10 protein-coding genes and 1 rRNA gene are annotated in these 12,321 nt (G+C 73.7%); 6 read left to right on the top strand and 5 right to left on the bottom strand.

Going from position 1 to position 12,321, the window contains the following annotated elements; all coding sequences use genetic code 11:
- Window positions 1-92, top strand: a 5S ribosomal RNA gene (rrf, locus tag RM572_RS23180); the annotation flags it as partial.
- A gap of 128 nt (window positions 93-220) precedes the next feature.
- Here rrf and RM572_RS23175 read toward each other — a convergent pair.
- Genes RM572_RS23175 through RM572_RS23155 form a run of 5 tightly spaced genes read right to left on the bottom strand, consistent with a single transcriptional unit; the run spans window position 221 to window position 5,773 of the window.
- A complete protein-coding gene (locus tag RM572_RS23175) occupies window positions 221-1,534 on the bottom strand; it encodes a DUF58 domain-containing protein (protein ID WP_311675346.1) in 1,314 nt (437 codons plus the stop codon).
- A 9-nt stretch (window positions 1,535-1,543) separates the two neighbouring features.
- Entirely contained in the window at window positions 1,544-2,509 is a 966-nt protein-coding gene (locus RM572_RS23170) for an AAA family ATPase (protein WP_311675345.1), read from the bottom strand.
- On the bottom strand, window positions 2,506-3,735 hold the full coding sequence (locus RM572_RS23165) for a DUF4350 domain-containing protein (protein WP_311675344.1): 1,230 nt from the start codon (window positions 3,733-3,735) through the stop codon (window positions 2,506-2,508). The genes RM572_RS23170 and RM572_RS23165 overlap by 4 nt, the downstream gene beginning before the upstream one ends.
- Window positions 3,732-4,436 (bottom strand): DUF4129 domain-containing protein, encoded by a 705-nt coding sequence (locus RM572_RS23160; RefSeq protein ID WP_311675343.1) that lies wholly within the window; start codon window positions 4,434-4,436, stop codon window positions 3,732-3,734. Before RM572_RS23160 ends, RM572_RS23165 begins: the two co-directional genes overlap by 4 nt.
- Before the next feature lie 5 nt (window positions 4,437-4,441).
- Window positions 4,442-5,773: a DUF7544 domain-containing protein gene (locus tag RM572_RS23155; RefSeq protein ID WP_311675342.1), complete on the bottom strand. Its 1,332-nt coding sequence runs from the start codon at window positions 5,771-5,773 to the stop codon at window positions 4,442-4,444.
- Between the two features lie 143 nt (window positions 5,774-5,916).
- On the opposite strand from RM572_RS23155, the gene mtnA reads away from it, so the two are divergent.
- The 5 genes from mtnA to RM572_RS23130 all read left to right on the top strand — a co-directional run bounded on the left by mtnA (window position 5,917) and on the right by RM572_RS23130 (window position 12,285).
- Complete coding sequence (gene mtnA, locus RM572_RS23150; protein ID WP_311675341.1) at window positions 5,917-7,017, top strand: S-methyl-5-thioribose-1-phosphate isomerase; 1,101 nt, start codon at window positions 5,917-5,919, stop codon at window positions 7,015-7,017.
- On the top strand, window positions 7,014-7,691 hold the full coding sequence (mtrA, locus tag RM572_RS23145; protein ID WP_027764968.1) for a two-component system response regulator MtrA: 678 nt from the start codon (window positions 7,014-7,016) through the stop codon (window positions 7,689-7,691). The genes mtnA and mtrA overlap by 4 nt, the downstream gene beginning before the upstream one ends.
- 22 nt (window positions 7,692-7,713) lie before the next feature.
- Window positions 7,714-9,561, top strand: coding sequence for an MtrAB system histidine kinase MtrB (gene mtrB / locus RM572_RS23140; RefSeq protein WP_394813687.1), 1,848 nt, complete (start codon window positions 7,714-7,716; stop codon window positions 9,559-9,561).
- Complete coding sequence (locus RM572_RS23135; protein WP_311675340.1) at window positions 9,551-11,383, top strand: LpqB family beta-propeller domain-containing protein; 1,833 nt, start codon at window positions 9,551-9,553, stop codon at window positions 11,381-11,383. The genes mtrB and RM572_RS23135 overlap by 11 nt, the downstream gene beginning before the upstream one ends.
- Before the next feature lie 113 nt (window positions 11,384-11,496).
- A complete protein-coding gene (locus tag RM572_RS23130) occupies window positions 11,497-12,285 on the top strand; it encodes a ComF family protein (RefSeq protein ID WP_311675339.1) in 789 nt (262 codons plus the stop codon).
- The last annotated feature ends 36 nt before the right edge of the window (window positions 12,286-12,321 follow it).

The raw sequence follows: 12,321 nt of genomic DNA, 5'->3' as shown, positions 1-12,321 counted from the left end.
CGCCCGGTTACTTTCCGAACCCGGAAGCTAAGCCTTATTGCGCCGATGGTACTGCGAGGGGGACCTCGTGGGAGAGTAGGACGCCGCCGAACAATCATTGACGGGAGCCCCGTCGGCCTTCGGGCCGGCGGGGCTTTCGCCGTTTCCAGACCCGGTGTTCAGCCTCGGGCCCGGGGCGGTGAATGTCGGAACCGGTTCCGGCACCCGTACGCGCAAGCGCTTACAGACGTCCCGCGGCCTTCAACGCGAGGTAGGCGTCGACCAGGCGCGGCGCGAGAACGCCGGGCGTCGCGTCGACGACCGTCACTCCGTGGCGGCGCAGGAGATCGGCCGCGCTGCGGCGTTCCCCCTGGGCGCGCGTCGCCGCTCCCGCCTCGTACACCGCGTCCACCGAACCCCGGTTGCGAGTCATCTCCTCCAGTCGCGGGTCGGCCACCGCCGCGGCCAGCACCGTGTGCCTCTGCGTCAGCAGCGGCAGTACCGGCATCAGACCCTCCTCCACGGCGGCGGTCTCCAAGCCGGTCAGGAGCACGATCAGCGAGCGCCGGCGCGCCATGTGCAGTGCGGTGGACGCCAGCCCTCGGGCGTCGGCCTCCACCAACTCCGCTTCCAGCGGGGCCATCGCCGAGACGAAGGAAGGCAGTACGTCCTGTGCGGACTTCCCGCGCACGGTGGCCCGGACGCGACGGTCGTAAGCCAGCAGATCCACGCGGTCGCCCGCCCGGGAGGCGACGGCGGCCAGCAGCAGCGCGGCGTCCATCGCCGTGTCCAGCCGTGGCGCGTCGCCCACGCGGCCCGCTGCCGTACGACCGGTGTCGAGGACGACGAGGACGTGACGGTCCCGCTCCGGACGCCAGGTACGGACGGCGACGTCGGACTGCCGCGCCGTCGCACGCCAGTCGATCGACCGGGTGTCGTCGCCCGGGACGTACTCGCGGAGGCTGTCGAACTCGGTGCCCTCGCCCCGGGTGAGGATGCTGGTGCGTCCGTCCAGTTCGCGGAGCCGCGCGAGCTTGGCCGGGAGATGTCTGCGGCTTTCGAACGGGGGCAGCACGCGGATCGTCCAGGGAACGTCGTGGCCGCCTTGCCGTGCGGCGAGCCCCAGAGGGCCGAGGGACCTGACCGTCACCCGAGCCGAACGCAGGTCGCCGCGCCGGCCGGGCCGGAGGCGGGTGGTGAGTCGCGTGCGTTCGCCCGCCGGGACGTCGAGCCGGTGGCGGGAGGAGCGCCCTGCCTCCGGGCTCTCGGCGCCGCCGCTGGGGGGCCAGGCGTCGCGGAACACGCCACGCAGCAGACGGGAGGAGGTGTTGGTGACCAGCAGGGTCACCGTCGCACTCTCACCGAGTCGAACTGATGTGTCACCGGAACGGGTGAAATGGAGCGTTCGTACTGGCGCGGCGCGGAGAAGGTCGTAGACGATGGCGAGGAGCAGGGGGAGTTCCACGGCCAGGACGCCGGCCCAGCCGGGGAACACCAGTCCGACGAGTAGCGCGCCCAGAGCTGCGACCAGAGCGGCGCGTCCGGTGAGAGCCATGGCCAGGCCTCAGCGGGGGACCGGCACGTGGGCCAGGACGGAATGGATGACGCTGTCCGGGCTGACGCCTTCCATCTCCGCTTCCGGACGGAGCTGGATCCGGTGGCGGAGGGTGGGAAGGGCCAAAGCCTTCACATCGTCCGGAATGACGTAATCGCGGCCGGTCAGCCAGGCCCAGGCACGCGCGGTGGCGAGCAGAGCGGTGGCGCCTCGGGGAGAGACACCGAGGGAGAGAGAGGGGGATTCGCGGGTGGCGCGGCAGACGTCGACGACGTAACCGGTGATCTCCGCCGAAACGGACGTCCCGGCGACGGCCCTGCGTGCCGCGTCCAGCGCCTCCCGGCCGGCGACGGGACGCAGGCCGGCGGCGGACAGGTCGCGAGGATCGAAGCCGTCGGCGTGCCGGGTGAGGACGCCGATCTCGTCCTCCCTGGAGGGCAGCGGCACGTTGAGCTTCAACAGGAAGCGGTCGAGCTGAGCCTCGGGAAGGGGGTAGGTGCCCTCGTACTCGACCGGGTTCTGGGTGGCGGCGACGAGGAACGGATCGGGCAGCGGTCGGGGTGTCCCGTCGACGGAGACCTGCCGTTCCTCCATGGCTTCCAGGAGCGACGCCTGCGTCTTGGGGGGAGTCCGGTTGATCTCGTCGGCGAGGAGAAGGTGGGTGAAAACAGGGCCGGCCTGGAAGGAGAACTCGGCGGCCCGGGCGTCGTACACCAGGGATCCGGTGATGTCGCTCGGCATCAGGTCGGGCGTGAACTGTACGCGCTTGGTGTCGAGTTCGAGCGTGGCGGCGAGGGCGCGCACGAGCAGCGTCTTCGCGACGCCGGGGACGCCCTCGAGCAGGACGTGGCCTCGGCACAGCAGGGCGATGACGAGGCCGGTGACGGCGGCGTCCTGTCCGACGACGGCCTTGGAGATCTCGGTGCGCAGCGCCTCGAGTGCGCTGCGGGCGCTGTCTGCGGAGGGGACGCTCACGAGGTGCGGTCCTTGTCTGTCGGTGGTGCGGTGACGGGCGACGGAGGTGGTGCGGTCGGTCGGTGGCCGACCTGGCCTTCGAGGGCGTCGAGCTGGTCCGCCAGCAGGACCAGCGCCCGGTCGTCGGCCGGGGCGGGACCGAAGAGCAGTGCATGCACGTCCCCGCTGTGGTGCCGGGCCAGGGCCGGCAGGAGTCGCTCGGGCGCGTCCGCCTGCGTGGTGCTCACGCCCACGAGGGGTGCCAGTCGTCGACGGCTCGCTTCGCGCAGAGCTTCGGCGGCGCGGTCGCGGGCCTGCGTCTGACGGTAGAGGCGAGCACGGCCCTCGGTGGTCTCGGAAGCCCGGACGACGACCGGGAGGCGTTCGGGTACCAGTGGCCCGAGGCGACGTGCCCGCCAGAGGGCTGCCAGCAGGGCGGCGAAGGCGAGTTGGAGGAGGCCCCAGCGCCAGCCGCCGGGAAGGAGGTCGAAGAAGCCGTCCGGGCCGCCCCGGTCGGCGGCGGAGTCGGACAGCGAAGGGAGGTACCAGACGAGCTGCGGTCGTGAGCCGAGTAGTTGGAGGGCGAGTGAGGCGTTGCCGTGGTCGTCCAGCCGGTCGTTGTGCAGCGGGTGGGGCGTGCCGAGGAGGACCGTGTCCCCGTCGCCCCTCTCCGACGCGGTGACCACCAGGGTCGGCCGCGCGTCCCGGGGGTAGCAGGCGTGGGCGGTCTCGTCGGCGGTGCGGTAACGGACTCCGCCGAGGTCGGTGTCGCCCGCGCGTCGGGCCGCGGGCAGGTCGCAGCGGGGCGGGGTGGCCTCCGCAGCCGCGCTGGTTTTCGTCGCCTCGATGCCTGGCGCGAGGACGGACGTGGCGCGCGGGCCTGCACCGACCACGACGGTACGGCCGCCGGTGTCGGCCACCGCGCGCAGTGACGTCAGCTGCTCGCGGCTCAGGACGTCCGGTCGGGTGACCAGCACGGTGGTGTCCGGTCCGGCGGCGGCCGCGGCCTCGGCGCCGGTGGTCACGACGGTGGTGGTGACGCCGCGTTCGGTGAGCAGTTCGGCGACTGCCAGGCTTCCGTACGCGTCCGGGGAGCGCGGGTCCAGCGCGCCGTGGTGTTCTCCGGAACGCAGCGCGGCGAGCGTCACGCCGGCCACGGCGAGGATCGCGGCGGCGACCAGCAGGCCGCGCAGGCGTGCCCAGACGTGCCCGGCGGTGGGGGAGACGGAGGTCGTCGGACGGCTCACCGGTCGCTCCCGGTGCCGGTGCCGGTGCCGCTCCCGCTTCCGGCGCCGGTGAGTGTGGGTGTGGTCCGGCGGAGGGTCTCGTCCAGGTCGCGGATGCGGCGGTAGGTGTCCTGCCGCGCCGCCCGCCCGGCGTAGGTGTCCTCGTCGAACGCGACGGCGGCGTCGCGCAGCGCGCCTGCCTGGGCGGGCAGCAGGCGGCCGGCCTCGTGCGCCGCCTCGTCGGCGGTGCGGCCGGGACGGGGGTCGAGCAGCGTCCGCTCCTCCAGGGAGCGCACGAGTGCCCGCATGGCCTCGCGTACGGCCTCGCTCCACCGCCCGGCGGCCGCGTGTGCGTCGGCGGTGGCGCGGTGCTCGTCGGCGGTGCGGGGGCGGTCCTCGAAGAGAGCGGGGCGGGCCGGGCCGGTTGTCCGGTGGGGGGTGCCCAGGCGTGCCCACAGGGCGGCGACCAGCAGCACCAGGGCGCCCACCAGGACCGTGACGCCGACGGCTCCGCCGGGCACGACGTCCACGGCGGAGCCGAGCAGCTCGCCCAGCTTCTCCCAGACCCAGTCGACGGCCTGCTCGAGAAGACTCGGGTCGTCGCGGTGGTAGACGGGCTCGGAGAGTTCGCGTTCCGCGTCGCGCCGGGCGGGTTCGCGCGGCGTGGTGACCGGCGGGGCGTCCTCGCCGAGGACGCGGGCCACGGCGGAACCCCCCGGCATGTGCGTCAGCTCCCCGCCGGACCGGGCGGCGCGGAACCGCTCGCGTCGACGCCCGCGGCGCGTGCGAGCTCCAGGTCCAGGGCCTCCCGGCGGATGCGCTGGTCCATGTAGAGCAGGGCCGTGATGCCCGCGCTGAGGGGCAGCGTCACGGTCATGGCCAGGACGCCGCCGATGCCGACGATGATCAGGTACGTCCAGGAGAACGTCAGCGAGCCGCTGAGGACGACGTCGCGGAGGCCGTCGCCCTCGATGACGGAGGCGAGCACCGAGGACGGGATCTGCACGATGAGACTGACGATCTGCACCAGGAGCCAGGCCAGGATCTGGATGCCGAAGATGCGCCACCAGCTGTTCCGGACGAGCTTGGCGGAGCGGCGCAGCGCGGTGGTGACGCGCTGCCGCTCCAGCATGAGCGCCGGTGCGGCCAGGCAGTACCGGATCCACAGCCAGATCCCGCAGGCGGCGCCGCCGATCATGCCGAGGAGGAGGAGGCCGCTTCCGGCGACGGTGGCGCCGGCGGCCAGCAGAACGATCCCCGGCAGCGTTCCGGCGAGGACCGAGCCCGTCACGATCAGCATGACCAGCACGGTGAGGCCGAGCATGCGGCCGAGCTGGGGCCGCGATTCGCGCCAGGCCTCCGACATGTTCACCGTGCGGCCGAGGACGGCGCGGCTGACGACGATGGTGAGCATCGCGGTGGCGATGACCGTGCCGACGAGGGTGGCGAGGAGGGTGATTCCGGCGCTGCTGAACGTTGCGCTCATCGCGTCGAGCAGTTCGTCCGTACTGGGTCGCGGGTTGTTCTCGAGGGCCTCCAGCCCGTCGTTGCCGCGCAGCCATATGCCGTTGGCGACGGTGGACGCGAGCTGCACCAGCACGGCGACGCCGAGGGCGACCCCCAGGGCGGTGCGCCAGTGGGCGCGGGCGGTGGACACGGCGCCGTCGAGGATCTCCCCGACGCCGAGCGGCCGCAGCGGGATGACGCCGGGCTTGGCGGCGGGCGGGCGCCCCCACTGGTTCCAGGCTCCCCACCCCGGCGGCTGCCCGGGCGCCGGGTGCCCCGGCCCGCCCGGGTGCGGCGGGGCGGCGCCCCATCCGCCGCCCGCGGAAGCCGGCGGCTGCTCGGCCGACCACTTCCCCGGCTGCACGTTCCCCGGCACGCGCCCAGGCTGCGCGTCGGGACGTTCCGGCTGGTCGCCGGGCCGTCCCTGCCGCCCCGCGCCCGGCGGTTCGGGCGGCGGGGTCCGGGAGGCGTCGTCGGCCGGACTCCCCTCGGCGCCCTTCGAGGGCTCGGACGGGGAGGATCCGGGCGAGGCCCAGCCCGGAGAATCGTTCATTTCTGCCACTCCTTCGCCTGGTTCGCTGCCATCGTGCCACGACCGGTGGCGGCCGGGCGTTTCTTTTGGATCACGCCCTAGAGGTGGGGCCTCTGCGGGTCGTGCGCCTTCTGCGCCGCGCCGGTGCGGGGCAGACTGGGCGGATGACAGATCACAGTGTTCCGGTACTCCGGTGGACGGACGCACCCGAGGGCCCCGCGGTGCTGCTCCTGGACCAGACGCGGCTGCCTGCCGAGGAGGCGGAGCTGCGGTGCGGCGACGTGCCGTCCCTGGTCTCCGCGATCCGGTCCCTCGCGGTGCGGGGCGCGCCCCTGCTGGGCATAGCGGGCGCGTACGGGGTGGCGCTGGCCGCCGCGCGCGGGGAGGACGTGCCGAAGGCGGCGGGCGTGTTGGCCGGCGCCCGGCCGACCGCGGTGAACCTGGGGTACGGCGCGCGCCGGGTGGAGGGTGCCCATGGCCGGGCGGTCGCGGAGGGCGCCGGGCCGGAGGCGGCCGCGGCGGTGGCCCTGGCCGAGGCCCGTGCCCTGCACGCGGAGGACGCCGAGGCGAGCGACCGGATGGCCGAGCACGGCCGGGACCTGCTGCTGAACACGCTGCTCGGCGACCGCCGGGGCGCGCGCGATCTGAGGCTGCTGACGCACTGCAACACCGGCTCCCTCGTCTCGGGCGGCGGCGGCACGGCGTTCGCGGTCGCCCGGGCGGTGCACCGGGCGGAGCGGCTGGAGCGCCTGTGGGTGGACGAGACGCGGCCGTTGCTGCAGGGGGCGCGACTGACCGCCTTCGAGGCGGAGCGGGACGGCCTGCCGTACAGCGTGCTGGTGGACGGTGCCGCGGGCTCGCTGTTCGCGGCGGGCCGGGTCGACGCGGTGCTGATCGGCGCGGACCGGATCGCGGCGGACGGCTCGACGGCGAACAAGGTGGGGAGTTTCCCGCTGGCGGTGCTCGCCCGGCACCACGGGGTGCCGTTCCTGGTCGTGGCCCCGGTGACGACCATCGACCCGGAGACGCCGGACGGCGCGGCCATCGAGATCGAGCAGCGGTCGGCGGAGGAGGTGACCGCGAACGCGCCGAAGGGCGCCGAGGCGTACAACCCGGCGTTCGACGTGACGCCCGCCGAGCTGGTCACGGCCATCGTGACGGAACGTGGTGTGGTCTCCCCGGTCGGTCGTGACGGGATCGCGGCGGTGTGTTCCGCACCACCGACGGGAGCGTCACGATCGCGCAATGGGATGATGAACTCATGAAGGGACGCGTCCTCGTCGTCGACGACGACACCGCACTGGCAGAGATGCTCGGCATCGTGCTGCGCGGCGAAGGCTTTGAACCGTCGTTCGTGTCGGACGGCGACAAGGCGATCGCCGCTTTCCGCGAGACGAAACCGGACCTGGTGCTGCTCGATCTGATGCTGCCCGGCCGGGACGGTATCGAGGTGTGCCGCCTGATCCGTGCCGAGTCAGGGGTACCGGTGGTCATGCTGACCGCGAAGAGCGACACCGTCGACGTGGTGGTCGGTCTGGAATCCGGTGCCGACGACTACATCGTCAAGCCGTTCAAGCCGAAGGAACTGGTGGCCCGCATCCGGGCGCGGCTGCGCCGTTCGGAGGAGCCCGCCCCGGAGCAGCTCGCCATAGGCGACCTGGTGATCGACGTCGCCGGCCACTCGGTGAAGCGCGACGGGCAGTCCATCGCGCTGACCCCGCTGGAGTTCGACCTGCTGGTGGCACTGGCCCGGAAGCCCTGGCAGGTGTTCACCCGCGAGGTGCTGCTGGAGCAGGTGTGGGGCTACCGGCACGCCGCCGACACCCGGCTGGTGAACGTGCACGTGCAGCGGCTGCGGTCGAAGGTCGAGAAGGACCCGGAGCGGCCGGAGATCGTGGTCACCGTCCGCGGCGTCGGGTACAAGGCCGGACCGGGCTGACGAGCCCGCACAGGTGACGGAGATGCCCGAGAGGCCGGACGGGTCCCGCATGGCGCGGTTGTGGCGGGCGGGCGGTGCGCTGTTCTCCGAGGGGTTGCTGCCCGAGGGGGCGACGGGGACCCGCTCCCATCCGGTGTTCCGGATGGCGGTCCGGCTGATTCGCCGTCCGCTGCTGCCTGCCGTGCGCCTGTGGCGCCGGAACATCCAGCTCCGGGTGGTCGCGGCGACGCTGATGATGTCGCTGTGCGTGGTGGTGCTGCTGGGGATCGTGGTGACCGGCCAGGTCCGGAACGGTTTGCGGGAGGCGAAGGAGCAGGCGGCGCAGAGCCAGGCCGCCGGCGGCTTCGCCTTCGCCCAGCAGGTGGCGGACGCCTCCAGCGGTCGCGGCTTCACCGACGGCGGCTCCGACCCGGCGGACGGTCCCGTGGACCAGTCCGCCGGTCCCTGGCTGAACAGCCTGGCCGAGCAGCTCTCCAGCGGCGGGCAGGGCGTCTTCTCCGTGGTCGTGCTCAATTCCGACCCCGACGACTCGCCGCCCTCCCTGGACCAGGGGACTCGTCCGCTCGGCCCGCGCGCCTCGGACGACGTGGACCCGGTCCGCACCATCCCGGCGGAGCTGCGGAGCACGCTCGACACGAAGGACGGCACCTACCAGCAGTTCGCCCTGGTGCACCGTCCCGGCGGCGCCACCGAGCCCGGGCTGATCATCGGCAAGCGGGTCAGCGACCTGAACGGCAATCCGTACCAGCTCTACTACGTCTTCCCGTTCGCCCAGGAACAGGAGACGCTCAACCTGGTCAAGGGCACGCTGATCACCGCCGGGGTGTTCGTGGTCGCGCTGCTCGGCGCCATCGCCTGGCTGGTCGTACGCCAGGTGGTCACCCCGGTCCGGATGGCCGCGGGCATCTCCGAACGGCTGGCGGCCGGGCGGCTGCGGGAGCGGATGAAGGTCGCCGGCGAGGACGACATCGCCCGTCTGGGGGAGTCGTTCAACAAGATGGCCCAGAACCTCTACCGCAAGATCCACCAGCTCGAGGAGCTGTCCCGGATGCAGCGGCGGTTCGTGTCCGACGTGTCGCACGAACTGCGGACGCCACTGACGACCGTGCGGATGGCCGCGGACGTGATCCACGCCGCGAAGGACGACTTCGACCCGGTCACGGCCCGTTCGGCGGAGCTGCTCCTCGGCCAGCTCGACCGGTTCGAGTCGCTGCTGGGCGAACTGCTGGAGATCTCCCGCTTCGACGCGGGCGCCGCGGCGCTGGAGGCCGGTCCCGTCGACCTGCGGGACGTGGTGCACCGCGTGGTGGACGGCTGCGCGCCGCTCGCCGAACGCACCGGCAGCCCGGTGCGCGTGCTGGGGGACGAGCAGCCGGTGATGGTCGAGGCCGACGGCCGCCGGGTGGAGCGGGTGCTGCGCAACCTGCTGGACAACGCGATAGAGCACGGCGAGGGACGCGATGTGGTGATACGTCTGGCTGCCGGCGGCGGTGCCGCCGCGGTCGCGGTGCGGGACTACGGCATCGGCCTGAAGCCGAGCGAGGTCAACCGGGTGTTCAGCCGCTTCTGGCGCGCCGATCCCGCCCGTGCCCGTACCACCGGCGGTACCGGGCTGGGGCTGGCGATCGCCCTGGAGGACGCGCGGCTGCACGGCGGCTGGCTCCAGGCCTGGGGCGAGCCGGGGGGCGGTTCGCAGTTCCGGCTCACGCTGCCGCGCACCGCGGGCGATCCGCTGAGCGGCTCGCCGATACCGTTGGAGCCCGCCGACTCGCGCCGCCGCCGCGGCGCAGAAGGGGTGCTGCCGCCCCGCAACCGGGTGTCCGCGAACGGGCAGGGCGGCCGCGGAGAGGAGACGGAGGATGAGGGCTGACCGACGGCGCCGCACAGGCGTCGGTGCGCTGCTGTCCCTCGCCCTTCTCCTGTCCGGGTGCGCCTCCATGCCCGCCGACGGCCAGGTCACCCCGGTCGAGCCCTCCCAGCGGGCCGAGCAGGAGTCGCGGGTCCGCGTGTACGGCCTCAGCCCGCAGAAGGGCGGGGAGCCGCAGGACATCGTGCGCGGCTTCCTGGAGGCCACCACCAGCGACGAGCCCGGCTTCAGCACGGCTCGTGAGTACCTCACCAAGGACGCCGCGAAGGCATGGGATCCGTTCGCCGGGACCACCGTGCTCGAGCGCGGACCGGTCACCGAGGGCGGCGTCCCCGACGGGGCGAGGAAGAACGGCTCCACGGTGATGGTCACCGGGGAGCGGGCCGCGCGGCTCGACACCCGGCACGCCTACCGGCCCGACAGCGGCCGGCTCACCGACGCCTTCCACCTGACCGAGGTCGAGGGCGAGGGCTGGCGCATCGACCGGCTCCCCGACGGCCTCGTCCTCGGATCGTCCGACTTCGAGCGCATCTACCGCTCCGTGGACATCTACTACTTCGCGCGGCTCGGCCCCGGAGCCCCGTCCGTGAACCGGGGACAGGACGTGCTGGTGGCCCAGCCGGTGTACGTCCGGTCGCGCATCGAACCCGTCGCCGACACGGTGCGGGCCCTGCTCGAAGGCCCCACCGACTGGCTCGACCCGGTCGTGCGCACCGCCTTTCCCGACGACACGCTGCTGGCTCGCAGAAACAGCGTGACCGTGCAGGACTCGGGGGCGGTGACCGTGCGGCTCAACCGGGCGGGGGCGAAGGCCGGCGGCGCCCGGTGCGAACGGATGGCCGCGCAGGTGCTCCACAGCGTGCAGTCGCAGGCCTCGTCGAAGGTGACGAGCGTCGCGCTCCGGGGCCCCGACGGCGAGATCTGCGAACTCGAAGGCGACGAGGCGCGGTTCTACGCGCCCGGCAGGCTGGACGGGACGCTTTCGCCGTACATGGTGGATGCGGAACACCGGGTCGCCACCATGGACCGGACGTCGAACCGCCCCCGGGTCGTGCCCGGCCTGCTGGGCAGCGGCCGGGTGGAGTTCCGGTCGGTCGGTGTGAGCCGTGACGAGCGCATGGGCGCGGCCGTCTCCCGGGACGGGCGGGCGCTGTACGTGTCGGCGTCGCTGAAGTCCCCGGCCAAGGAGGAGTCCGGGGAGCCGGTGCTCGCGAGCCGGGCGGTGCGCGAAGAGGACCGGCTCAGCGCGCCGAGCTGGGACGGGCTGGGCGACCTGTGGATCGCGGACCGCGATCCGCGCGACCCGCGGCTGCTCCGGCTCCCCGGCGGTCAGGGGGAGGCCGAGGCCGTCTCGGTGCCGGGCCTCGCCAGGAACGAGCGCATCGAGTCGTTGCGGATCTCCTCCGACGGGGTGCGGATCGCGCTGCGGATCAAGAACCCCGACGGCACCAGTTCGCTGCAACTCGGCCGCGTGGAGCGGGAGGGGACGCGGGAGGACCCGTCGGTCACCGTCGCCGCCCTCCAGCGGGTCGCCCCGCAACTCGAGGACGTCGTGGCGATGTCGTGGTCCGGTCCGAGCGAACTCGTCGTGGTGGGGCGGGAGTCGCGCGGTGTGCAGCAGCTGCAGTACGTCGGCACGGACGGGTCCACGGCACACCAGCCGCCGCTGCCCGGCATCAACGACGTGGAGAGCGTCGCGGCCTCGGAGAGCGAGAACATGCCGCTCTTCGCCGAGTCCCAGTACGGCATCGTCCGGCTGACGCCACCGGACGGCGACTGGGAGACCGTCTCGGAGGACGGCGGCGCACCCGTCTATCCCGGCTGACCGGGCCGACGCGGAGTCGTCCGGTGACGCGGTGTCGCCGCAGCTCGGAGCGTGTGCCGACGGGCTTTTCCACAGGACTGGTGGGGGTGTCCGGCCGCTGGGAGACTGGGTTCATGCAGGCCCTGTGGCAGGAGCTGACCGACCTGGTGTTGCCAGGGGGCTGTGCCGGGTGCGGCGTCGCTCGGGCCTCCCGGCGGCTGTGCACCCGCTGCCGCGCGCTGCTCGGGCGCGCCGTTCCGCGCCCGGTGCGTCCGTCGCCCGCCCCCGTCGGACTGCCCTCCGTCCACGCGGCGCTGCCCTATGCCGACGAGGCCCGGGCCGTGTTGCTCGCGCACAAGGAGCGAGGCGCGCTGCCGCTGGCCGAGCCCCTCGGCCGTGCCCTGGCGGGAGCCGTACGGGCCGCCGTGGCCGGGAGCGGCGCGTGCCGTCCGGTGCTGCTGGTGCCGGTGCCCTCGGCGCGCCGCTCCGTCGCCGCACGCGGCCACGACCCGGTGCGACGGGTCGCGTCCGCCGCCGCGGCCGCCCTGCGGCGCGCGGGGGAGCCGGCCCGCGTCGTGCCGGTGCTGCGGCAGCGGCGGAAGGTCGCCGACCAGGCGGGACTGACGGCCGCCCGCCGCGCGGCGAACCTGTCCGGGGCGCTGGAGACGGCGCCCGGTGCGGCGCGGTTGTTGTCGCCGCGGGCGCGGTGCCGACCCGGCGCGGTGCAGCCGCTCGTGGTGCTGGTGGACGACCTGATCACCACGGGTGCCTCGCTCGCCGAGGCGTCACGGGTGGTCACGGAGCGGACCGGAGTCCTTCCGGCCGGCGCCGTGGTCGCGGCCGGCGGACGGAACCACCCCTCGCGGCCCGTCGTTGCCGGTGGGACAGGTGATATTCGCCCGATCGGAGGTACGTGTCAGTAAGGGGTGCCGGGCGTCCTCCACCGGAGGTACGTTCGG

It is taken from the genome of Streptomyces hazeniae (assembly GCF_031845485.1).
Taxonomy (GTDB): domain Bacteria; phylum Actinomycetota; class Actinomycetes; order Streptomycetales; family Streptomycetaceae; genus Streptomyces; species Streptomyces hazeniae.
The sequence above is the reverse complement of the archived record's forward strand: the minus strand, read 5'-3'. Positions and strand labels throughout refer to the sequence as shown.

Coding starts and splice junctions, on each gene's coding strand:
- RM572_RS23160 (WP_311675343.1), bottom strand. CDS start 4,436: ATGCCGGGGGGTTCCGCCGTGGCCCGCGTCCTCGGCGAGGACGCCCCG.
- RM572_RS23175 (WP_311675346.1), bottom strand. CDS start 1,534: ATGGCTCTCACCGGACGCGCCGCTCTGGTCGCAGCTCTGGGCGCGCTA.
- RM572_RS23130 (WP_311675339.1), top strand. CDS start 11,497: ATGCAGGCCCTGTGGCAGGAGCTGACCGACCTGGTGTTGCCAGGGGGC.
- RM572_RS23135 (WP_311675340.1), top strand. CDS start 9,551: ATGAGGGCTGACCGACGGCGCCGCACAGGCGTCGGTGCGCTGCTGTCC.
- mtrB (WP_394813687.1), top strand. CDS start 7,714: ATGCCCGAGAGGCCGGACGGGTCCCGCATGGCGCGGTTGTGGCGGGCG.
- mtrA (WP_027764968.1), top strand. CDS start 7,014: ATGAAGGGACGCGTCCTCGTCGTCGACGACGACACCGCACTGGCAGAG.
- RM572_RS23155 (WP_311675342.1), bottom strand. CDS start 5,773: ATGAACGATTCTCCGGGCTGGGCCTCGCCCGGATCCTCCCCGTCCGAG.
- mtnA (WP_311675341.1), top strand. CDS start 5,917: ATGACAGATCACAGTGTTCCGGTACTCCGGTGGACGGACGCACCCGAG.